Here is a 22,606-nt window from a genome sequence, read left to right as displayed (position 1 = left end):
CGCACCGCGCCGTCGGCCCACCGGTGTCACCGGACTTGCTTTGGGAAGGGGTTCCACACATGGGATCGAACGAACCGACCGGGTTGTGGCTGGTCGGCGCGCGGGGGTCGGTGGCCACGACCGCCGTGACCGGGCTGCTGGCGCTGCGTGCCGGGCTGATCGAGCCGATCGGCTGCGTCACCGAGCGGGCGCCGTTCACGGAGATGGGCCTGGTCCCGTGGGAACACCTCGTCGTGGGCGGCCACGACATCGCGGGGACCCCGTTGGAGAAGCGGGCGGAGCAGCTGGCCGACTCCGGGCTGATCCCGCACCGGGTGCTGACCGCCACGGCGGCCGGCCTGCGCGCCGTGGACGCGGCCATCCGGGACGGCTACCACCCGTCGACGCACACCGGCGCGCAGGCGCTGGCGGCCGACCGGCTGGCGGCGGACATCGCGGACTTCCGGGAGCGCAACGGGCTGGCGCGGGTGGTGGTGGTGAACGTGTCGTCGACCGAGCCGCCGGTGCCGCACGTGCCTTCGTTCGACTCGCTCGCTTCGCTGCGCGCGGCGCTCGCTTCGGCTGACCGGGCCGTGTTGCCGCCGAGCTCGCTGGCCGCCTACGCGGCGCTGTCGGCCGGCTGTGCCTTCGTGGATTTCACCCCGTCGCCCGGGGTGCGCCTGCCGGCGCTGCACGAGCTGGCCGTGTCGGCGGGCCTGCCGTACGCCGGCGCGGACGGCAAGACGGGCGAGACGCTGCTGCGGACGGTGCTGGCGCCGATGTTCACGGCGCGGGCGCTGCGCGTGCGCTCGTGGGCGGGCACGAACCTGCTGGGTGGCGGCGACGGGGCCAACCTGGCGTCGCCGACGCAGGCCCGGGGGAAGCTGGAGTCGAAGGCCCGAGGGCTCGAGGCGCTGCTCGGCTCCGCGGTGACCGCGCCGCTGCACATCGACAACGTCCCGGACCTGGGCGAGCAGAAGACGGCGTGGGACCACGTGTCGTTCGAAGGCTTCCTCGGCGCGAAGATGAGCCTGCAGCTGACGTGGACGGGCCTGGACTCCGCGCTGGCGGCGCCGCTGGTCCTCGACCTGGCCCGGCTGACCGCGGCGGCCCACGCGGCCGGCGTCTCCGGGCCGATCGGCGAACTGGCGTTCTTCTTCAAGGACCCCATCGGCAGCGACGAGCACCGCTTCGCCGAACAGACCACGATGCTGACCGAGTGGGCCGCGACCCTCGCCCATCCACAACCGACGGAGTTGTCCACAGCAGACCCCACAACTCCGGAAATGTCGGCCCCCACCGGTAGACTGGAGTCACGGGGTGCCCCCGGAGAGGGTGGGGGCGTTGGGGAGTCTTCTTCTGCACGCGCGCGCGAGGATACGCCTGGCGGGCGGGCATGAAGGCCTTTCTGCAGCTGGTTCGGGCGCCGGCCGCCCTCACGGTCCTCGGGGACACCGTCGCCGGGGCCGCGGCTGCCGGCAACCCGCTGCGGGGGCGGCGTCTGCTGCTGCCGCTGTCCTCGGCGGCGTTCTACTGGTCGGGCATGGCACTCAACGACTGGGCCGACCGCGCCCTCGACGCCACCGAGCGCCCCGAACGCCCGATCCCCTCCGGCCGCGTCACTCCCAACCAGGCCATCGCGGTCGCCGGCGGGCTCACGGCCGCCGGGTTGGGGCTCGCCGCGGTCGGGGGCGGGCGCGACGCGGTCAAGGTCGCCCTGCCGTTGGCCGCCGCGGTCTGGCTCTACGACACGGTCCTGAAGTCCACTCCCGCCGGCCCGGTGGGCATGGCCGCCTGCCGCTCCCTCGACGTGCTCATGGGCGGCGGCGGCCGCAGGTCCGCGCTGCCGGCGGCGGCGGCGGTCGGCGTGCACACGCTCGGCGTCACCGCGCTGTCCCGCGGCGAGGTACACGGCGCGAAGCCGGCCACCGCGGAGGCCGCGCTCGCCGGCACCGCGCTCACCACCGCGGCCGCGATCGGCGGGCGGGCCAGCTCGGTGAAGCACCGGCTCGGCGCGCTGACCGCGGCCGCGCTCTACTCGGCGACCGTCGGGCGGGCGCAGCTCGCCGCGCGGGAGGATCCGACCGCCGCGACGGTTCGGCGCGCCACCATGGCCGGCATCCTCGGCATGGTCCCGCTCCAGGCGGCACTCGCCGCGCGCCGGGGCGAGCTCGCCGGCGCGCTCGCGGTGGCCGCCGCCCTGCCGCTGGCCCGGCGACTGTCCCGGAAGGTGAGCCCGACATGAGTGAGCTTGCGAGCGAATCAATGTCACAGGGCGACCGTGAGCGGCGGCACCGAGCCTGCGAGGGGGCGTCATGAGTGAGCTTGCGAGCGAATCAATGTCACAGGGCGACCGTGAGCGGCGGCACCGAGCCTGCGAGGGGGCGTCATGAGTGAGCTTGCGAGCGAATCGATGTCACAGGGCGACCGCGAGCGGCGGCACCGAGCCTGCGAGGGGGGGTCGTGACCGCCTTCCACCTCGGCTACGGCACCAACGGCTTCGCCAACCACCGCCTCGACGACGCCCTGCGAGTGATCGCCGACCTCGGCTACGCGGCGGTCGCGCTCACCCTCGACCACGACCACCTCGACCCGTTCGCCGACGACGTGGTCAAGCGGACCGAGCACGTCGCCGGACTGCTGGACCTGCTCGGGCTGCGGTGTGTCGTCGAGACCGGCGCGCGCTACCTGCTCGACCCGTACCGCAAGCACCACCCCACGCTCGTCTGCGACGAGCCGGAGCGTCGCATCGACTTCCTCAACCGGGCGGTACGCATCGCCGCCGACCTGAACGCGGACTGCGTCTCCTTCTGGTCCGGCATCCGACCGTCCACAGTGGATCCTGACACCGCCTGGCGGCGAATGCGCGCCGGGGTGGCCACCGTGCTGGAGGAGGCGGGCGAGCGGGGTGTCCGGCTGGGTCTCGAGCCCGAGCCGGGCATGTTCGTCGAGCACCTGTCCGAGGCGCTGCGGCTCCGCGAGGAGCTGGGCGCCCCCGAGCTGCTCGGCATCACGTTGGACGTCGGCCACTGCGTGGCGGTGGAGCCCGACGACGCGGCGACCTGCCTTCGCCGCGCCGCCGACCTCCTCGTCAACGTGCAGTTGGACGACATGCGCACCGGGGTACACGAGCACCTTGAGTTCGGCGAGGGCGAGCTCAATCTGCCGGCCACCCTGGCCGCGCTGACCGAGGTGGGCTACTCCGGCGTCGCGGCGGTCGAGCTGCCACGGCACAGCCACGCGGCGCCGGACGTGGCCGCCCGTTCGATCACCGCGCTGCGGGCGGCGCTCGGCTCGGCGGCCTCGCGGCCCGACAACGATCTCGATTGGATGACGCAAGTGGACCATCCCTGGCTCGTCGAGGCCGAGGACCGGGTGCGCGCCGACCCGGCGGCCATCCGCACGCTGTTCCCCGCGGTCGGCCGCAAGGTCGGCCGGGCTCCGCTGCGTCCGGAGACCGACCCGCAGGGCCTCGTGCACGGCACCGTCGACGACCTCGCCCGCACCCGGCTGCTCGCCGTGCTCGCCGAGGTGCTCGACGGCTCGCGGCTCGGCCCCGAGGTCGCCGACCTGTACCGCTACGGCGACGACGCCGAGCGCCGCGGCGTGCTGCGCGGGCTCTCTGCCCTGCCGCCGGTGGCCGCCCACACCGGGCTCGACATCGTGAAGGACGCCTTGCGCGCCAACGACATCCGGCTCGTGGCCGCCGCCATGGGCGAGTTCGGCGCGCGCCACCTCGACGACCACACCTGGCGGCACGGCGTGCTCAAGTGCCTGTTCGTCGGCGTGCCGCTGGCCGCCGTCGCCGACCTCGACCGGCGTGCCGACGCCGAGCTGCTGCGCATGGTCGGCGACTACGCCGACGAGCGCCGCGCCGCGGGCCGCGAGGTCCCGGCCGACGCCGTGACCCTTCTGGAGGCCACCTCATGAGGATCTTCGATCCGCACATTCACATGACGTCGCGGACCACCGACGACTACGAGGCGATGTTCGCCGCCGGGGTGCGTGCGCTCGTCGAGCCGTCGTTCTGGCTCGGCCAGCCGCGCACCAGCGTCGCGTCGTTCACCGACTACTTCGACGGCCTCATCGGCTGGGAACGGTTCCGCGCCGCGCAGTTCGGCATCCGCCACCACTGCACGATCGCGCTGAACCCCAAGGAGGCCAACGATCCGCGCTGTGCCGAGGTGCTCGACGTGCTGCCGCGCTACCTCGCCAAGGACGGTGTGGTCGCGGTCGGCGAGGTCGGTTACGACTCGATGACGCCGGAGGAGGACGAGGTGTTCGCCACGCAGCTGCGGCTCGCGGTCGAGCACGAGCTGCCCGCGCTGGTGCACACCCCGCACCGGGACAAGCTCGCCGGGACCAGACGCACGCTCGACGTCGTCCGCGAGTCCGGCATCGACCCGGGCCGGGTCGTCGTCGACCACCTCAACGAGCCGACCGTCGGCCTCGTCGCCGAGTCCGGCTGCTGGATGGGTTTCTCCATCTACCCGGACACCAAGATGGACGAGAAGCGGATGGTCGCGATCCTGCGCGAGTACGGCACCGACCGGATGGTGGTCAACTCCGCCGCCGACTGGGGCCGCTCGGATCCGCTCAAGACGTACAAGACCGGCCTCGCGATGCTCGACGCCGGCTTCTCCGAGTCCGATGTGGACAAGGTGTTGTGGCGCAACCCGGTCGAGTTCTACGGGCAGAGCGACCGGCTGGTGCTCGACGAGCTGCCCGGGTTCGCCGCGTCGTCGGAAACCTTCGCCGGCAACTCGGTACTACGCGGAGGCGGCAGCGCATGACTGTTCCGCCTCCCCGGATTTCTTACGATTGGTTTCGTTCGGACAGGACGTTGCTGTTGATCACGCACTTGTGGCCGGTTCGCGTCCCGTTCCCCTTAGGTGCGGTTGGGAAGCGCGCGGCTCTGGCGGAAGGGGGATCATGACGCCCCTTTCTTACTGCACCAATGTGCATCCGGCCGAGGATCTTGCCGGGGTGCTCGCGCAGCTCGATCGGTACGCCGAGCCGGTGCGCCGGCTGGTCGGCACCGACGTGCTCGGCCTCGGGCTGTGGCTGCCCGCCTCGCTCGCGGCCGTGCTCGCCGACGACGCCGACCTGCGCCGCAAGCTGCGTGCCGAGCTCGACGCGCGCGGCCTCGAGGTGTACACGCTCAACGCCTTCCCCTACGGCGGCTTTCACGACGAGGTCGTCAAACACGCCGTGTACCGGCCACAGTGGACGGACCGGCGGCGGCTCGAGTACACCGTGGACTGCGCGATCGTGCTCGCCGACCTGCTGCCCGGCACGGCGAGCTACGGCAGCATCTCCACGCTGCCGCTGGCCTGGCGCACGCCGTGGGACGACGCCGACGACCGGGCGGCGGCCGACGCGCTCGCCGAGCTGACTAGGATGCTCGACGGCATGGCGAAGGCGAACGGGCGGCCGATCCGGCTCGCCGTCGAACCCGAGCCGGGCTGCGTGCTCGACTCGGTCGCCGACGCGGTCGCCTGGCTCGCGCCCCGCGTCGACCCGCGCTACGTGGGGCTGTGTCTGGACACCTGCCACCTCGCGGTGTCCTTCGCCGACCCGGCCGAGACGGTCGCGGCCATCCACGACGCCGGCCTGTCGGTGGTGAAGGTGCAGGCCTCCGCGGCCCTGCAGGTCGACGAGCCGGGCGGCGAGGCGGCCCGGCTCGCGCTCGCCGACTTCACCGAGCCGCGCTACCTGCACCAGGTCCGCGAGCGCACCGGCAGCGCCGACGAGCCCGGCGAGGTGCTCGGCGCCGACGACATCCCGCAGGCCCTGACCGAGCTGCCCGCGCGAAACGCGTGGCGGGTGCACTTCCACGTGCCGCTGCACGCCCGGCCGGCGGCGCCGCTGTCGGCCACCACCGACGTGCTGCGCGGCGCGATCTCGGCGCTCGAGTCCACTGTGGAGGGCGAGCTGCCACACATCGAGGTCGAGACCTACACCTGGAGCGTGTTGCCGGAGACCGCCGGCAACGGCGGGGACACCGCGCTGATCCGGGGCATCGCCGCCGAGCTGCGCTGGGCGGCCGCGCAGCTGTTCGCCACTCAGGGAGTGACCGAATGACCCCGCGACTGGTGGTGCTCGACGTCGTCGGGTTGACGCCGAAGCTGTTGGCGCACATGCCGAACCTCGCGGCGCTGGGCCAACGCGGCTGGCAGGCCGAGCTCGGCACCGTGCTGCCCGCGGTGACCTGCAGCGCCCAGTCGACCTTCCTCACCGGTCGGCTGCCGGCCGAGCACGGGATCGTGGGCAACGGCTGGTACTTCCGCGAGCTCGGCGAGGTCTTCCTGTGGCGCCAGCACAACCGGCTGGTGTCGGGGGAGAAGGTCTGGGAGACCGCCCGCGCGGCGAACCCCGGCTACACGGCGGCGAACATCTGCTGGTGGTACGCCATGGGCGCGACCACCGACATCACTGTGACGCCGCGGCCGATCTACCACGCCGACGGCCGCAAGTCGCCGGACGCCTACGTGCGCCCGCCGGCCCTGCACGACGAGCTGACCGGCGCGCTCGGCGAGTTCCCGCTGTTCCAGTACTGGGGGCCGACCGCGTCGCTGCGCTCCAGCGAGTGGATCGTCGGCGCGTCCCGCAAGGTGTTCACCGAGCGCCACCCGGACCTGCTGCTGGCGTACGTGCCGCACCTGGACTACGACCTGCAGCGGTTCGGCCCGGACACGCCGGAGGCGGCGCGTGCGGCCCGCGAGGTCGACGACGCGCTCGGCCCGCTGATCGCGACCGCGCTCGACGCCGGCGCGACCGTGGTGGCGTTGTCCGAGTACGGCATCACGCCGGTGCACCGGCCGGTCGACGTCAACCGGTTGCTGCGCGCCGAGGGTCTGCTCGAGGTGTACACGCAGGCCGGGATGGAGTACCTGGACCCGTGGACGTCCCGGGCGTTCGCGGTGGCCGACCACCAGGTGGCGCACGTCTACGTCGCCGACCCCGCGGACGTGTCGCGGGTGCGTGACATGCTCGCCGCACTGCCCGGCGTGGACGAGGTGCTGGACCGGGCGGCGCAGGAGCGCTACGGCCTCGACCACCCGCGCGCGGGCGAGCTCGTCGCCGTGGCCGAGCCGGATGCCTGGTTCACCTACTACTACTGGGGCGACGACGCCAGCGCGCCCGACTTCGCGCGGGGCGTGGAGATCCACCGCAAGCCGGGCTACGACCCGGCCGAGCTGTTCTTCGACCCGGCCGACCGGCTGGCGAAGGCCAAGGCGGGGTTGAACCTGGTGCGCAAGAAGGTCGGGCTGCGCTACGCGATGAGCGTGGTGCCGCTCGACCCGACCTGCGTGCGCGGCTCGCACGGCCGGCTGCCGGCGAGCGCCGACGACGGGCCGGTGCTGCTGTGCTCGACGCCCGAGGCCGAGCCCGGTGGCGCGCTCGCCGCCACCGGCGTCCGCGACCTGCTTCTCCAGTTGCAAGGAATAGATCTTCCGGAAGGAGCTCGACGATGAGTCGACCAGTCACGTTGTTCACCGGCCAGTGGGCCGACCTCCCGTTCGAGGAGATGTGCAAGCTCGCCGCCGGTTGGGGGTACGACGGGTTGGAGATCGCCTGCTGGGGCGACCACTTCGAGGTGGACCGCGCGCTCGCCGAGGACGACTACGTGCAGCGCAAGCACGAGCAGCTGGCCGCCCACGGACTGAAGGTCTACGCGATCTCGAACCACCTCGTGGGCCAGGCGGTGTGCGACGACCCGATCGACCAGCGGCACAAGGACATCCTGCCCGCGCGCATCTGGGGCGACGGCGACCCGGAGGGCGTGCGGCAGCGTGCCGCGGAGGAGATGAAGGACACCGCGCGGGCCGCCGCCAAGCTCGGCGTGTCCACTGTGGTCGGCTTCACCGGGTCGAAGATCTGGAAGTACGTGGCCATGTTCCCGCCGGTCGGCCAGGACGTCATCGACGACGGCTACGCGGACTTCGCGCAGCGGTGGAACCCGATCCTCGACGTGTTCGACGAGGTCGGCGTGCGGTTCGCGCACGAGGTGCACCCGTCGGAGATCGCCTACGACTACTGGACCGCGCGGCGCGCGCTGGACGCGGTCGGCAACCGGGAGGCCTTCGGGCTCAACTGGGACCCGTCGCACTTCGTGTGGCAGGACCTCGACCCGGTCGGCTTCATCCTCGACTTCGCCGACCGGATCTACCACGTCGACTGCAAGGACGCCAAGAAGCGCTTCGACGGGCGCAACGGGCGGCTCGGCTCGCACCTCGCATGGGCCGACCCGCGTCGCGGCTGGGACTTCGTGTCCACCGGACACGGTGACGTGCCGTGGGAGGCGGCGTTCCGCGCGCTCAACGCGATCGGCTACGAGGGGCCGATCTCGGTCGAGTGGGAGGACGCGGGCATGGACCGGTTGCGCGGCGCCGAGGAGGCGTTGACGTTCATCCGCAACAACCTGTTCGACAAGCCGTCGGCGGCCTTCGACGCCGCTTTCTCCACAAAGGACTGATCCAACCTGCCCAATCCGAGAAGGGATCAATCGTGGCCATCTCAAGGAGATCCATGCTGCGCGGCACCGCCGGCGCGGCGATCACGGTCGGCGCGATGAGCGCCCTCGAGGGCACCGCGAGTGCCGGTGGCGGACACCGGCCCCTGCGCGTGTCGAAGGACAAGATCAGCATTCAGCTCTACACGCTGCGGAACCTGTTCGAGGTGGACGTCGAGGGCACGATGTCGGCCCTCGCGGACATCGGGTACCGCAAGGTGGAGCTGGCGGGCACCTACGGCAGGTCCGCCGCGGAGTTCCGCCGCATCCTCGACAGGAACCACATCCGGGCGACGTCGGCGCACGTCGGCATCGACGGGGTCGACATCGACCAGGCGATCGCGGACGCCAAGACGCTCGGAAACCGGCGGGTGGCCCACCCGTACTCGAACTTCGCGACGATCGCGGAGTGGGAGTCGTTCACCGCGCGGCTCGAGGCGGCCGGCAAGGCGTTCCGGCGGGCGGGCATCCCACTCGGCTACCACAACCACGCGCACGAGTTCGCGCCGATCGACGGCGTGCGGCCGTGGGACGTGCTCGTTCGTGGCACGTCGCGGCGGAACGTGTACCTCGAGATGGACCTCTACTGGGTCGTCACGGGCGAGCAGGACCCGGTGCGGGTGTTCTACCAGAACGCCGGGCGGGTCAAGCAGTACCACGTCAAGGACCGCAAGCCGGACGGTTCGTTCGCCGACCTGGGCGAGGGCACCATCGACTTCCCGCGGATCTTCCGCGCGACCTACCCGCTCGAGGTCGACGAGTACATCGTCGAGAACGACCAGCCCGTCGACGCGTTGAAGTGCGCCGACACCGGATACCGCTACCTGCGTAGCGTCCGGTTCTGACATCCCGTGTGACGGAGGTGGGCCATGCCGCTGGTAGCCGGGGTCGACTCGTCGACACAGTCCTGCAAGGTCGTGGTGCGTGACGCGGAGTCCGGTGCGCTGGTGCGCAGCGGCTCGGCGGCCCACCCCGAGGGGACGGAGGTCGATCCGGCGGCATGGTGGAACGCGCTGCGGACGGCGATCGAGCGGGCGGGCGGCATCGACGATGTCGCGGCCGTCTCGGTCGCCGGTCAGCAGCACGGCATGGTGTGCCTCTCGTCGTCCGGCGACGTGGTGCGCCCCGCGCTCCTGTGGAACGACACCCGCTCCGCTTCCGCGGCCGCGACGCTCGTCGATGACTTCGGCGGCCCGGCGGCGTGGGCGGACGCGGTCGGCTCGGTCCCGGTGGCGTCGTTCACCGTGGCCAAGCTGCGTTGGCTGGCCGAGCACGAGCCGGACTCGGTGGCGCGGACGGCCGCCGTGTGCCTGCCCCACGACTACCTGACGTGGCGGCTGCGCGGTGACCTCGATGTCTCGACGTTGACCACCGACCGCGGCGACGCCTCCGGGACCGGGTACTACGTGCCGGCGACCGGCGCGTACCGCCAAGACCTGTTGACGCTCGGCCTCGGCAAGTCGGTCGCGCTGCCGGCCGTGCTGAACCCGTCCGACACCGCCGGCCGCGTGGGTGGCGACCTCGCAGCCGCCGACCACCCCGGCGCGGTGCTCGGTGCCGGCACGGGAGACAACATGGCCGCCGCGCTCGGCGTCGGTGCGGAGCCGGGCGACGTCGTCGTGTCGATCGGCACGTCCGGCACGGCGTTCGCGGTGGCGGACAAGCCGAGCGCCGACCCGCTCGGCCTGGTGGCCGGCTTCGCCGACGCCACCGGCCGGTTCCTGCCACTGGTCTGCACCCTCAACGCGGCCCGCGTACTGGACGCGGCGGCCCACATGCTGGGCGTGGACCACGACCGGTTCGCCGAGCTGGCGCTGGAGGCCCCGCCCGGCGCGGACGGCCTCGTGCTGGTGCCGTACCTGGAGGGCGAGCGCACCCCGAACCTGCCATCGGCGACCGGCGCCCTGCACGGCCTACGCCTGGCGAACGCGGCCCCCGCCCACCAGGCGCGAGCGGCGGTGGAGGGCATGCTCTGCGGCCTCGCCGACGCGGTGGACGCGTTGGTCGCCCAGGGCGTCCGAGTGGACCGAGTCCTCCTCATCGGCGGCGGCGCCCGGTCGTCCGCCGTCCGCCGGATCGCACCGACGGTGCTGGGCCGGCCGGTCCTGGTCCCCGAGCCGGCCGAGTACGTGGCCGACGGCGCGGCCCGTCAGGCGGCCTGGGCACTGACCGGCACGGACACCCCGCCGCGATGGCGCCTGGGTTCGGTGGAACAGATGACCGCCGACCCGACCCCTGGACTGCGAGAGCGCTACGCCGAGGCCCGGGAGAAGATCCTCTCCCGCCCCGAGTAGCGCGGGGCCGATGTCGGCGTCGCGGTGTTGGGGTGCGGCTGGCTCGATGCACGCCGAGGTTCGGGGTGGTTGGGTTCGACGCGTTGCCCGAGTGCTCACCGGGTTCAGGAGTGGATCTTTCGCATCTGACTGGGGCGTCGCTGCGTCGGCCGCGGGGTTGGGGGCCGGTTCGATGCACGGCAGGGGCGCTTGCCGAGGTTTGGAGTGGATCTTTGCGTCTTGGCCAGGGTGTCGGCTGCGCGTAGACGCGGCGGGTCGGTGGCGGGCTGTGTCTCGTCGGCGCCGGGCGGTTGGCAACCAGATCGGGGTGCCGGCCGACGTGGCAGCGCGCCGCCGCGGAGTTCGGGATCGGCGAAGGCCTTGGCCAGCGCTTGCCTGCGCTCGGGGGACTGTCCGGCCCGGCGTCGGGTGGTTCTGGTGGCCGGTCTCTTCCGTGTGGCGTCGGCGCTTGTCGTGGCTTGCCAACAGGTTCCTCCGCTCTCTGTCGAGAGAGGACGGTTGCCGGTGCGGCGTCGTTGGGCAGATGGTGCCTCGGTTGGTCGGGCTCGAGTAGGACGTTGGTCCCGGTCGTGCGGGACCTTGGCCGTCGTCCGTGGGGTTCGGGTACCTGCTAGAACTGCAGCTACTCACGGGCCGACCCGGTCCGGCCGACTCAAGGAGATCGTCTCGTGGAGTTCGTTCGGCTCCTGCTGCTGTTTCTCCACCTCCTCGGCATGGCGATCCTCGTCGGCATGTTCCTTCTCTCCCGGCGCGCGCCGGCCGGTGCGCCGTTGAATGTGGGCTGGCTCCACGGTGCCGCGCTGCAGTTGGTCACCGGGCTCGCGATGCAGCTGTTGGCGCCGCTCACCGACCAGGACTACAACCAGGTCAAGCTCGGCATCAAACTGCTCGTGCTGATCGCCATCGGCGGGCTGGCGCTCACCTACGTGATCCGGCGGGTGCCGGCACCGAACTGGCTTCCCCCAACCCTCGCCGGCCTGGTCGTCGTGAACGTCGGCCTGGCCGTCTTCTGGACCTGAGCCCGCGGGCTCAGGAGGTCGCCGCGCCGCCGCGTCCGCGCAGGATCATGAGTACCTCGGCCAGCTGGCCCTCGAGCGTCTCGAACCTGCCGTCGACGGTGTCGAACCTCGATTCCAGGGACGCCAGACGGGTGCCGTGGTCACGGAGGGTTTCGTCCAGACGGGACAGGCGGGTGCCGTGTAGTTCCAGGGTCTGCTGGATCTCGTCGAAGCGGTTGTCGTGGCGCCTGAGGGCCACGGTGATCGACGCGACCCGGGTGTCGGTGGATGCGACCCGGGTGTCGATGGACCCGACCCGGGTGTCGGTGGATGCGACCCGGGTGTCGATGGACCCGACCCGGGTGTCGGTGGATGCGACCCGGGTGTCGATGGACCCGACCCGGGTGTCGATGGACCCGACCCGGGTGTCGATGGACCCGACCCGGGTGTCGATGGATCCGACCCGGGTGTGGATGGACTCGACCTTCTCGTTGGTGTGGCGGAGTAGGTCGTAGATCGCGGTGATGTCGTTCTTGTTCTGGCTGACCTGGCGCTGCAGTTCAGAGGGAGCCATGCGCGGGATCCTAACTTCGGTCGGGCGGAGCGGCTGGGGTGTCGCGGACGGTCGGTATGGTCGAGCTACCCGTGGGTAAACAAGCCCGCGAGAGGGGAGTTCGGGCATGTCGTTGGGCCGCGAGTTCGATGTGGTGCTGTTCGGCGCGACCGGGTTCACCGGGGCGCTGACCGCCGAGTACCTGGCGTCCCACGCGCCCAACGGCTGCCGGTGGGCGCTCGCCGGTCGGAGTCAGGCGAAGCTCGAGGCGTTGCGGTCCCGGCTCGCCGAGATCAACCCCGCCTGCGCGTCGCTCGAACTCCTTCGGGCCGACGTCACCGATCCGGTGTCGCTGCGGGCGATCGCCGTGCGGAGTCGGACCGTGGTCACCACTGTCGGCCCCTACGTCCACCACGGCGAGCCGCTCGTCGCCGCGTGCGCCGACGAGGGAACCGACTACCTCGATCTCAGCGGCGAGCCCGAGTTCGTCGACCGGATGTACCTCGGCCACCACGAGCGGGCGGTCGCCACTGGGGCCCGGCTGGTGCACTGCTGCGGCTTCGACTCCATCCCCGCCGACCTCGGTGCCTACTTCACCGTCCAGCAGCTGCCCGACGACGTGCCGATCCGGGTCCAGTGCTACATGTCCGGCTCCGCCACGTGGTCCGGCGGCACCTACCACTCGGCGATCACCGCGTTCTCCCGCGTGCGGGCCATGGCCTCGGCGGCCGCCCGGCGGCGCCGCGCCGAGGACCGGCCCGCGGACCGGCGGGTGCACGGCGTCAAGGGCGTGCCCCGGTTCGAGCCGGTGGTCGACTCGTGGGTACTGCCGGCGCCGGTGATCGACCCGCAGGTGGTGCTGCGCTCTGCACGAGCGCTGGACCGGTACGGGCCGGACTTCTCCTACGGCCACTACCTCGCGGTCCGGCGGCTGCCGACCGCCGCCGCGATCCTGGGTGGGGTCGGCGCGGCCATGGTGCTGGCGCAGGTGCCGCCGACTCGCCGATGGCTGCTCGGGCGGATGGACGCGGGTGCCGGGCCGAGCGAGGAGCGGCGGGCCAAGTCCTGGTTCCGCGCGCGGTTCGTGGCCGACGGCGGCGGACGGCGGGTGCTGACCGAGGTAGCCGGCGGCGACCCTGGCTACGGGGAGACCGCGAAGATGCTGGCCGAGTCCGCGCTGTGCCTGGCGTTCGACGACGTACCCGAGACCGCCGGGCAGGTGACGCCCGCGGCCGCCATGGGCAACCCGTTGATCGAGCGGCTGCGGCGGGCGGGCATGACGTTCCGGGTGGCCGACGAGCGCGAGCGGCGGCCGGCCTCGGCGGAGTGACACGGCGGGTCGCCGGAGCGAGACCAGGCGGAGTGACGACGGGGTGGCGGGTCGGGAGGACATGGCTCGATCGTGCCCGCGGGGGACGACGCGCGCGGCCGGGTAGGCCGCGGCTGTGGACAGGTCGCCGAGTTGTGGACAACTCGGCGTCGACACGAGGCGTGACCACCTCCCCGACTTCCGGACTGGGACGAATGGCCCTAGCGGTGACGTGGCTGCACGTGAACGATCACCGTGCGTGCCGCTCAGGCGCGGCGCGAAAACGATTGGGTCACGCGCGTCTACGTGGCGGTGGCGGCGGACGGCCCGCAGAGTACGGTCTCGCGAATAAGTTTGCGTTCGGTGTCTGCCGAGCGCAGAAGCCGGGAGGAGAAAAGGCCTTGCGCTTCAAGCGGGGAGTCGCGGTCGCCGCGATCGCATTGACCAGCGTGCTGTCCGTGGTCGGCTGTGCGAAGGATTCGGGAACTTCGAGCAACGCACCGGGCGACGCTGGCGATTCCAAGGGATGCCAGACAGTGGACAAGCCGGCGGCGGCCGAGGGCGGTGCGACCTCATCCGACCCCGGCGCGTCGGTCGACGGCAGCAAGCTCAAGGTCGGGCTCGCCTTCGACATCGGCGGCCGCGGTGACGCGTCCTTCAACGACTCGGCTGCGGCCGGCCTCGACGAGGCCATCTCGCAGATGGGCGTGAAGAAGGAGAACACCAAGGAGCTCACCGCCACCGACCAGGAGAGCGAGGACGCCAAGCAGGCTCGGCTTCGCCAGCTGGCCCAGGAGGGTCGCAACCCGATCGTGGCCGTGGGCTTCGCCTACTCGACCGCGGCCGTGGAGGTCGCCAAGCAGTACCCGAACCTGAAGTTCGCGGTCATCGACGGCTTCGCCGAGGGCGCCCCGAAGAACGTCACCTTCCTCGGCTTCGCCGAGCACGAGGGCTCGTTCCTCGTCGGCGTGATCGCCGCGCTGAAGAGCGAGAAGTGCACGATCGGCTTCGTCGGCGGCGTGAACATCCCGCTGATCCAGAAGTTCCAGGCCGGTTTCGAGCAGGGTGTCAAGGCCGTCGCGCCGGACGCCAAGGTCGAGTCCACCTACATCACCGAGGCGGGTGACCTCACCGGGTTCACCGACGCGCCGAAGGGGCAGGTCGCGGCGAAGGGCCTGATCGACAAGGGTGCCGACGTCGTCTACCACGCCGCGGGCGCCTCCGGTAAGGGCGTGTTCGCCGCCGCCAAGGAGGCCAACGTGATGGCCATCGGCGTGGACTCCGACCAGTACAACCAGGCGACGGTGGCCGAGTACAAGGACGTGATCATCTCGTCCATGCTCAAGCGTGTCGACGTCGCGGTGTACGACTACATCGCCGCGGTCGCCAGCAACGACCTCACCAAGCTGCCTCCGGTCTTCGACCTCAAGGTCGACGGCGTGGGCTACTCCACGTCCGGCGGCAAGATCGACGCCGAGACCCAGGAATGGGTCGACGCGTACAAGCAGCAGATCATCGACGGCAAGATCACGGTCTCGGACGCCCCGTCCGGTAGCTGACCGTTCTGCGTGACGCCCGTGGGTGTGCGGCCGGGCCGCACACCCACGGGTCTTTTACCGTGAGAAGGGCCCCCTTCGATGACCGACAGTGATCTCCGTGCCGACCCGGGCACCCGGCCCGCGGTCGAGCTGACCGGCATCACCAAGCGGTTCCCGGGTGTCGTCGCCAACAGCGACGTGCACCTGACCGTGCGCGCCGGCGAGGTGCACGCGATCTGCGGCGAGAACGGCGCCGGCAAGTCCACCCTGATGAAGATCCTCTACGGGATGCAGAGCCCGGACGAGGGCACCATCGCGGTGAACGGCGAGCAGGTGCGGTTCAAGACCCCGTCCGAGGCGATCAGAGCCGGCATCGGCATGGTGCACCAGCACTTCATGCTCGCCGACAACCTGACCGTGCTCGAGAACGTGGTGCTCGGCGCCGAGCAGATGTACGGCATCGGCCGGCGCGCGAGATCCCGGGTCCGCGAGCTCGCCGGCGCCACCGGCCTGGACGTCGACCCGGAGACCCTGGTCGAACGGCTCGGTGTCGCCGACCGGCAGCGGGTGGAGATCCTGAAGGTGCTCTACCGCGGCGCGCGCATCGTCATCCTCGACGAGCCTACCGCGGTGCTCGTACCGCAGGAGGTCGACGAGCTCTTCGAGACCCTGCGCACGATGCGCGACGACGGCTACACCTTCCTCTTCATCTCCCACAAGCTCGACGAGGTCCGGTCGATCGCGGACACCGTCACGATCATTCGCCGCGGCACCACGGTCGGCACCGTCGAACCGTCCACGGTGACCAGCCGCCAGCTGGCCGAGATGATGGTCGGCAGCGAGCTGCCCAGCCCGGAGACCCGCACCTCCACGGTCACCGACAAGGAGGTCCTGCGGATCGAGGGCCTCACCCTGCGCACCCCGGACGGCCGGACGCTGCTCGACTCGCTCGACATCGTGGTCCGCTCCGGCGAGGTGTTGGGCATCGCGGGTGTCGAGGGCAACGGCCAGACCGAGCTCGTCGAGACGGTCATGGGCATGCGCAAGGCCGCGGCCGGCCGTGTGGTGCTCGACGGTCGCGACCTGACCAGGGCGGGCACGCTCGCCCGGCGCGAGGCCGGCATCGGCTACATCCCCGAGGACCGCACCCGCTACGGCCTGCTGCTCACCGAGCCGCTGTGGGCGAACCGGATCCTCGGCCATCAGACCCGCAGCCCCGCCTCGCACGGGTTCCTGCTCGACGTCTCCGGCGCGCGGACCGACACCAAGCGGATCGTCGAGCAGTTCGACGTCCGCACGCCGGGCATCGACGTGACCGCCGCGTCGCTGTCGGGCGGCAACCAGCAGAAGCTGGTCGTCGGCCGGGAGCTCTCCGGCGACCCGGCGCTGCTGATCGCCTCGCACCCGACCCGCGGCGTGGACGTCGGCGCGCAGGCCGCGATCTGGGACCACATCCGCTCCGCCCGCGCCCGCGGGCTCGCCGTGCTGCTGGTCTCCGCGGACCTCGACGAGCTGATCGGCCTGTCCGACTCGATCAAGGTCATGCTGCGCGGCCGGTTCGTCGCCGACGCCGACCCGGCCACCGTCACCCCGGAGGACCTGGGGTCGGCGATGACCGGCGCGGGCGACGTGGACGCCGAGGGACAATTGGTCGTCGAAGCCGCCGAGGGCGAGACCGGCAGACACCGCCGCCCCGAGGACACCGCCTCCGAGGACACCGCGCCCGAAGACGCGACGGCCGAGGACGCGACGGCCGAGGACGCGACGGCCAAGGACGCGACCGCCAAGGACGCGACCGCCAAGGACGCGACCGGCGAGGACGCGACGGCCGACGACACCGCCGACACGGCGCCCGGGGACGAGCCCGCCCCCGCTACGGAAGGAGACAAGCAGTGATCGCTAAGCTGCGGTCGTCGCTGCTGGCACCCGCGCTCGCGATCGCCGCCTCGGCGCTGCTGTGCGGCGTCATCCTGCTGCTCTCCGGGGCGAACCCGTTCGACGCGCTCGGCGCGATGGTCGGCCAGGTCGGCGAGGGACAGGTCGCGGTCGACATCGTCAACAGCACGGCCATCTACATGCTGGCCGCGCTGGCCGCCGCCATCGGCTTCCAAATGAACCTGCTGAACATCGGGATCGAGGGCCAGTACCGGATCGGCGCGCTGGTCGCGGCGATCGTCGGCAGCGCGCTGGTACTGCCGCCGGTGCTGCACTGGATCGTCATCCTGATCGTCGCCATGATCGCCGGCGCGCTGTGGGCGCTGCTGCCGGCCATCCTGAAGGTGACGCGCGGGGTGCACGAGGTGCTCTCCACGATCATGATGAACGCGATCGCGTTCGGGCTCGCGGCCTACCTGATCCGGCGCGACCAGTTCGGCATCCTGATCGGCAACAACGTCTCCACCGAGCCGATCGCGGACTCCGGACTGGTGCCGGGCATCGAGTTCGGGGACCGCGGCACGATGTTCGGGCTGGTCTTCCTGGCCGTGGTGGCCGCGGCCATCTACGGCATGACCATGAACCGGACCCGGTTCGGCTTCGAGCTCAAGGCCTCCGGGCTCTCGCCGACCGCCGCGTCGGCGGGCGGGGTCGACGCGAAGCGGATGATCGTGATCTCGCTGCTGGCGTCCGGCGCGGTGGCCGGGCTGGTCGGCATGCCGGAGATCCTCGGCCGCGACCACGCGTACACGCTGAACTTCGCCGCCGGGTACGGGTTCGCCGGACTCGGCATCGCGCTGCTCGGCCGCAACCATCCGCTCGGCATCGCGTTCGGCGCGCTGCTGTGGGCGTTCCTCGAGAAGTCCAAGGGTGCGCTGGACAGCGTCGGCGTGCCGCGCGAGATCGCGACGATCATGCAGGGCTCGATCGTGCTGTCCGTGGTCATCGCGTACGAGGTGGTCAAGCGGTTCGACCAGGCGGCCGAGCAACGCCGGGTCGGGCGGGCACTGGGTACCGCAGAACCCGCCGATCCCAGCGCCGAGCCCGAGCGGGAGGCCTCGAAATGAGCATGGTCGACGTGCAGACGAGCGCGCCCGGCGGGGGCGCGATGCTGATGCCCACGCCGCCGCGACGCCGGGTCATGCCGGGCTGGGCGATCTTCATGATCGGCGTCGTCTCCGTGGTGGGTGTGCTCGCCGCGACCTCCTACCTGACCGGCGAGCCCGCGCTGACCTCGTCCTCGACGATGCAGAACACGGTGACCCTCGGGCTGCCGATCCTGCTCTGTGGTCTCGGCGGCATCTGGTCCGAACGCTCGGGCATGATCAACATTGGGCTCGAGGGCATGATGATCCTCGGCACCTGGGGCGCCGCGTGGGGCGGCCTGAACGGCGGTCCCTGGCTGGCGGTGCTGTGCGGCGCGGCCTTCGGCGCCCTCGGCGGCCTGCTGCACGCGGTCGCGACGGTCACCTTCGGCGTCAACCACATCGTGTCCGGTGTCGCGATCAACCTGCTCGGCGCCGGCGTCACCAAGTACCTGTCGACGCTGATCTTCGAGCCGCTGTCCAGCAACCCGCGCGACTCGCCGCCGATCGAGCAGTTCGAGACGTTCTCCGCGCCAGGGTTGTCCGACTGGCTCGGCGAGCTGGAGGCCGAACAGCGGGTGGTCATCTCGGACGTGGCCGGGCTGGTGCGCGGCCTGGTGACGCGGGTGTCGCCGGTGCTGCTGCTGTCGATCCTGCTGGTGATCGCGACCTACTTCGTGCTGTGGCGCTCGCGGTTCGGCCTGCGGCTGCGCTCCTGCGGGGAGAACCCGATCGCGTCCGAGTCCCTCGGCGTGAACGTCTACCTGCACAAGTACATCGCCGTGGTGGTGTCAGGCGCGCTGGCCGGCATCGGTGGCGCGGCGCTCGTGCTCGGCTCCAGCCCGTCGATCTACTCCGAGGGGCAGACGGCCAACCGCGGGTTCATCGGTCTCGCCGCGATGATCTTCGGCAACTGGCGGCCGGGGGGCACGCTCGCCGGCGCGACGCTGTTCGGCTACTCGGACGGCCTGCGCCTGTCGTCGGGCCCGGAGACCGTGCACGCGCTGCTGTACGCGGCGGTGATCGTGGCCGGGCTGCTGGTGATCTGGCAGCTGTTCAAGCGGCGCTGGAACGTGGCTTTGTTCGCCGCGGTCGGCGCGGTGGCCGTGTACGCGCTGTACTACGCCACCGACGAGCTGCCGACCGAGTTCCTGCCGTACACGCCGCACATCATCACGCTCGTCGTGCTGGCACTCGCCGCGCAGCGGTTGCGACCACCCGCCGCGAACGGCATGCCGTACCGGCGGGGCGAGGGTGACTAGCCTGGCCTCTGTGGACTGGGACAAACTACGCACGGCGGCGGTCGAGGCGGCCGCGCAGGCCTACTGCCCGTACTCCGGGCTGGCGGTCGGTGCGGCCGCGGTGGCCGATGACGGCCGGGTGGTCGTCGGCTGCAACGTGGAGAACGCCTCGTACGGGCTCGGGCTGTGCGCCGAGTGCACGATGGCGGGCCAGCTGCGGCTGACCGGCGGCGGCCGGTTCGTCGCGGTGGCCTGCCGCAGCGGCGCGGGTGAGCTGCTGATGCCGTGCGGGCGGTGCCGCCAGGTGCTCTACGAGCTGGGCGGACCGGAGTGCCTGCTGGACACGCCCGCCGGCCCGATGGCCATGCGTGACGTGCTGCCGCACGCCTTCGGGCCGGACGACCTCCCGTGACGACGACCCACTCGGCCGTCGACGTCATCCGGGCGAAGCGGGACGGCGGCGTGCTGTCCGACGAGCAGATCGACTGGGTGGTAGACGCCTACACCCGCGGCGACGTCGCCGACGAGCAGATGTCCGCGCTCGCCATGGCGATCTTCCTGCGCGGGATGACCGCCGCGGAGACGGCCCGCTGGACGCGGGCGATGATCGACTCCGGGGAGCGGCTCACCTGGCCCACCGGCCGGCCGACCGTCGACAAGCACTCCACCGGCGGGGTCGGCGACAAGATCACGCTGCCGCTGGCGCCGCTGGTGGCCGCGTGCGGCGCCGCGGTGCCGCAGCTGTCCGGGCGCGGGCTCGGACACACCGGCGGCACGCTGGACAAGCTGGAGTCGATCCCCGGATGGCGCGCGGCCCTGTCGACCGCGGAGATCCGGGACCAGCTCGCGTCCGTGGGCGTGGTCGTGTGCGCGCCGACGGTCGGCCTGGCGCCCGCGGACCGCAAGCTCTACGCGCTGCGCGACGTGACGGCGACCGTGGAGTGCGTGCCGCTGATCGCCTCGTCGATCATGTCGAAGAAGATCGCCGAGGGAGCCGGCGCGCTCGTGCTGGACGTGAAGGTCGGCTCCGGGGCGTTCATGCGCACGCTCTCCGAGGCGCGCGAGCTGGCGTCCGCGCTGGTCGCCATCGGCGACGAGCACGGGCTGCGGGTGACCGCCTTGCTGACGGACATGTCGACGCCACTGGGCCGGGCGGTCGGGAACGCCGTCGAGGTCGCCGAGTCGGTCGAGGTGCTGCGCGGCGGCGGGCCGCCGGACGTGGTGGAGCTGACCGTGGCGCTGGCGGCGGAGATGCTGTCGCTGGCCGGGGTGCCGGCCGACCCCGCCGCGGTGCTCGCGTCGGGCCAGGCGTACGAGACGTGGCGCGCGATGATCGCCGCACAGGACGGCGACCCGGACGCCGCGCTGCCGACGCCGGCGCACGTGCACGTGGTGCCAGCGCCGCGAGCGGGTGTGGTGGCGCGGCTGGACGCGCGCTCGGTCGGGATCGCGGCGTGGCGGCTGGGCGCCGGGCGGGCGCGCAAGGAGGACCCGGTGCAGGCGGGCGCCGGAGTCGTGTGCCTGGCCAAGCCCGGGGAGCGGGTCGACGCCGGGGCGCCGCTGTTCGAGCTGCGGACCGACACCCCGGACGCGGTCGCGGGAGCGGTGGAGGCGTTGGCGGACGCGGTCGACATCGCCGACTCGGCGCCGGAGCCCACCCCGCTGGTGGTGGAGACGATCCACGGCGCGCGCTAGACACGGAACGGCCGCGCCAAACCACGCCAGCACGCCGACCCTGACTCGCAGACCCAGCCGGACGACCGGGCGGCGTCGCCCGCCGCTGTGGGCGCGTTGATCAACGTCCTTCGTCGTGCGATCGCTGAGTCGATGCCCGGCGATGCTGTGGTCGGGCCGAATCGGTGACTGGACACGGAACGGCCCCCACCGGCTAGGAGGTGGGGGCCGTTCGCGTGTTGGGTCAGCTGTTCGAGGAGTCGGCTTCCTCGGTCTCCTCGGTCCGCGTGTTCTTCGTGGGCTTGCCGTTGCGGCGGCGGGACGTCTGCCGCGGCAGGGTCGCCGGCGGGCGGGGCTGCGGGGCGCCGCCGCCCATCATCAGCTCCGCGAAGGTGGCCATCGCCTCGTCGAGGTGGCCACCGATGCGGCGCTCGGACTCCTCGTTGCTCTTGCGGACCATCGTCGCCAGCTGGTCGTTGTCCGGCTGGTTGTCGAGGGTGCCTTCGACCTTGGTGAGACTGTCCGTGATCGCCGTGCCCAGCTGGCCGATCTTCTCGGTGAATCCGTCCTCGACCGTGTCGAGTCGGGTCGTCAGCTCGTCCAGCCGGCCGGTCACCTGCTCCAGGCGCGCGGCGAGCGACTCGAGCCGCTCGGTGCCGTCGACCGTCGTCTTCGTGTCCTCGACGGCGTCCTGCACCGACTTGCGGGCCTCGTCGACCGCGCCGCGCACGCCGGTCGCCTTCTCGTCGACGTTGTTGTGCAGGGCGTTGGCCGCATCGGCCACGGACTGGCGCAGCGAGTCCTTCGTCGAGTCGACGTGGGCGCGGATGCCGCCGTCGACCTCGTCGATGCGCGTGCGCAGGGTGACCTCGGCCTGCTGGATCCGCTCGCGGACCGGGCCGTGGACGTTGCCGGGCAGCGCGTCGAGCTTGCCGTCCTGCTTGCCGAGGTGACCGTCGAGCTCGTCGATGCGCCGGTGGATCGAGGCGAGCTTGTCCTCCAGCCCGTCCATCCGTCCGGCGACACCCTCGAACCGGCCGGCTACCCCGTCCAGTCGGCCGTCGAGCTGCGCGAACGGCGTCGCGAGCTTGTCCACGATGCCCTCGACCGCCCTGGCCAGCGCCGCGATGGCGCCGTCCTGGGTCTCGAGCTTGCCGAGCGCGTCCTCGACGCGGGCGGCGAGCGCGGTGAGCTCGGTGCGGTCAGGCATCTCGGACAGCCGCTTGCGCACGGACCCGATGGATTCCAGTGGGGACAACCTGGCGTGGATCTCGTCCAGCGTGTCGAAGATCTGCTGCTGTTCGCTCTCACGGATCTCGGCCGCGCGCACCAGCATGTTGCGCATCCGGTCGAACGACACCGTCGAGTTGTTGTTCTCGTTCACGGAGGTGACCTTCGTCGTGGGGAGGGGCAGGGCCGACGCAGGGGAGCCTAGCCACTCCCAGAACGCGTCCATACACCACCCGTTAGTTCGTTGCAGGCCCA

The 22,606-nt window shown here is 71.8% G+C and carries 19 protein-coding genes; 17 read left to right on the top strand and 2 right to left on the bottom strand.

Translation table 11 applies throughout. The annotated features are described in order from the left end of the window. Window positions 1-59 precede the first annotated feature (59 nt). The 10 genes from ACRDSK_RS01145 (at window position 60) to ACRDSK_RS01100 (ending at window position 11,807) form a co-directional block, all read left to right on the top strand. Complete coding sequence (locus ACRDSK_RS01145) at window positions 60-1,379, top strand: inositol-3-phosphate synthase (RefSeq protein WP_431437942.1); 1,320 nt, start codon at window positions 60-62, stop codon at window positions 1,377-1,379. After that, entirely contained in the window at window positions 1,376-2,224 is an 849-nt protein-coding gene (locus ACRDSK_RS01140) for an SCO3242 family prenyltransferase (RefSeq protein ID WP_431437941.1), read from the top strand. The genes ACRDSK_RS01145 and ACRDSK_RS01140 overlap by 4 nt, the downstream gene beginning before the upstream one ends. Before the next feature lie 218 nt (window positions 2,225-2,442). Continuing rightward, window positions 2,443-3,909 (top strand): EboA domain-containing protein, encoded by a 1,467-nt coding sequence (locus ACRDSK_RS01135; protein WP_431437940.1) that lies wholly within the window; start codon window positions 2,443-2,445, stop codon window positions 3,907-3,909. Beyond that, on the top strand, window positions 3,906-4,772 hold the full coding sequence (locus ACRDSK_RS01130; RefSeq protein ID WP_431437939.1) for a TatD family hydrolase: 867 nt from the start codon (window positions 3,906-3,908) through the stop codon (window positions 4,770-4,772). The genes ACRDSK_RS01135 and ACRDSK_RS01130 overlap by 4 nt, the downstream gene beginning before the upstream one ends. 139 nt (window positions 4,773-4,911) lie before the next feature. Continuing rightward, window positions 4,912-6,063, top strand: a complete 1,152-nt coding sequence (gene eboE, locus ACRDSK_RS01125; protein ID WP_431437938.1) for a metabolite traffic protein EboE — start codon at window positions 4,912-4,914, stop codon at window positions 6,061-6,063. Further along, window positions 6,060-7,457 carry an alkaline phosphatase family protein gene (locus ACRDSK_RS01120; RefSeq protein WP_431437937.1) on the top strand — a complete coding sequence of 466 codons (1,398 nt, stop codon included), beginning with the start codon at window positions 6,060-6,062 and terminating at the stop codon, window positions 7,455-7,457. Before eboE ends, ACRDSK_RS01120 begins: the two co-directional genes overlap by 4 nt. Further along, window positions 7,454-8,458, top strand: a complete 1,005-nt coding sequence (locus ACRDSK_RS01115) for a sugar phosphate isomerase/epimerase family protein (RefSeq protein ID WP_431437936.1) — start codon at window positions 7,454-7,456, stop codon at window positions 8,456-8,458. The genes ACRDSK_RS01120 and ACRDSK_RS01115 overlap by 4 nt, the downstream gene beginning before the upstream one ends. 53 nt (window positions 8,459-8,511) lie before the next feature. Beyond that, complete coding sequence (locus tag ACRDSK_RS01110) at window positions 8,512-9,339, top strand: sugar phosphate isomerase/epimerase family protein (protein WP_431437934.1); 828 nt, start codon at window positions 8,512-8,514, stop codon at window positions 9,337-9,339. 24 nt (window positions 9,340-9,363) lie between these two features. Further along, a complete protein-coding gene (xylB, locus tag ACRDSK_RS01105) occupies window positions 9,364-10,788 on the top strand; it encodes a xylulokinase (RefSeq protein ID WP_431437933.1) in 1,425 nt (474 codons plus the stop codon). 668 nt (window positions 10,789-11,456) lie between these two features. Further along, the gene (locus ACRDSK_RS01100; protein WP_431437932.1) at window positions 11,457-11,807 is read left to right on the top strand and encodes a hypothetical protein; all 351 of its coding nucleotides are present in this window, start codon (window positions 11,457-11,459) and stop codon (window positions 11,805-11,807) included. A gap of 10 nt (window positions 11,808-11,817) precedes the next feature. Here the strand turns inward: ACRDSK_RS01100 and ACRDSK_RS01095 are convergent, their stop codons facing one another. After that, complete coding sequence (locus ACRDSK_RS01095; protein ID WP_431437931.1) at window positions 11,818-12,360, bottom strand: hypothetical protein; 543 nt, start codon at window positions 12,358-12,360, stop codon at window positions 11,818-11,820. A 106-nt stretch (window positions 12,361-12,466) separates the two neighbouring features. Between ACRDSK_RS01095 and ACRDSK_RS01090 the strand changes: the two genes are divergently transcribed. From ACRDSK_RS01090 to ACRDSK_RS01060, 7 genes are all read left to right on the top strand, one after another. Continuing rightward, entirely contained in the window at window positions 12,467-13,669 is a 1,203-nt protein-coding gene (locus ACRDSK_RS01090) for a saccharopine dehydrogenase family protein (protein WP_431437930.1), read from the top strand. Window positions 13,670-14,049: 380 nt separating this feature from the next. Further along, window positions 14,050-15,207 (top strand): BMP family lipoprotein, encoded by a 1,158-nt coding sequence (locus tag ACRDSK_RS01085; RefSeq protein ID WP_431437929.1) that lies wholly within the window; start codon window positions 14,050-14,052, stop codon window positions 15,205-15,207. A gap of 78 nt (window positions 15,208-15,285) precedes the next feature. Next, the gene (locus ACRDSK_RS01080; protein WP_431437928.1) at window positions 15,286-17,082 is read left to right on the top strand and encodes an ATP-binding cassette domain-containing protein; all 1,797 of its coding nucleotides are present in this window, start codon (window positions 15,286-15,288) and stop codon (window positions 17,080-17,082) included. Beyond that, window positions 17,082-18,188 (top strand): ABC transporter permease, encoded by a 1,107-nt coding sequence (locus ACRDSK_RS01075; RefSeq protein WP_431437985.1) that lies wholly within the window; start codon window positions 17,082-17,084, stop codon window positions 18,186-18,188. Before ACRDSK_RS01080 ends, ACRDSK_RS01075 begins: the two co-directional genes overlap by 1 nt. 2 nt (window positions 18,189-18,190) lie before the next feature. Then, window positions 18,191-19,468 (top strand): ABC transporter permease, encoded by a 1,278-nt coding sequence (locus tag ACRDSK_RS01070; RefSeq protein ID WP_431437983.1) that lies wholly within the window; start codon window positions 18,191-18,193, stop codon window positions 19,466-19,468. Between the two features lies 1 nt (window position 19,469). Further along, entirely contained in the window at window positions 19,470-19,859 is a 390-nt protein-coding gene (locus ACRDSK_RS01065; RefSeq protein ID WP_431437982.1) for a cytidine deaminase, read from the top strand. Continuing rightward, window positions 19,856-21,142, top strand: coding sequence for a thymidine phosphorylase (locus ACRDSK_RS01060; protein ID WP_431437927.1), 1,287 nt, complete (start codon window positions 19,856-19,858; stop codon window positions 21,140-21,142). Before ACRDSK_RS01065 ends, ACRDSK_RS01060 begins: the two co-directional genes overlap by 4 nt. Before the next feature lie 223 nt (window positions 21,143-21,365). Here the strand turns inward: ACRDSK_RS01060 and ACRDSK_RS01055 are convergent, their stop codons facing one another. Further along, window positions 21,366-22,466: a PA containing protein gene (locus tag ACRDSK_RS01055; protein ID WP_431437981.1), complete on the bottom strand. Its 1,101-nt coding sequence runs from the start codon at window positions 22,464-22,466 to the stop codon at window positions 21,366-21,368. Between the last annotated feature and the right edge of the window lie 140 nt (window positions 22,467-22,606).

Origin of the sequence: Actinophytocola sp., from assembly GCF_050699915.1 — a bacterium.
In the GTDB taxonomy this organism is placed as follows: domain Bacteria; phylum Actinomycetota; class Actinomycetes; order Mycobacteriales; family Pseudonocardiaceae; genus Actinophytocola.
The sequence above is the reverse complement of the archived record's forward strand: the minus strand, read 5'-3'. Positions and strand labels throughout refer to the sequence as shown.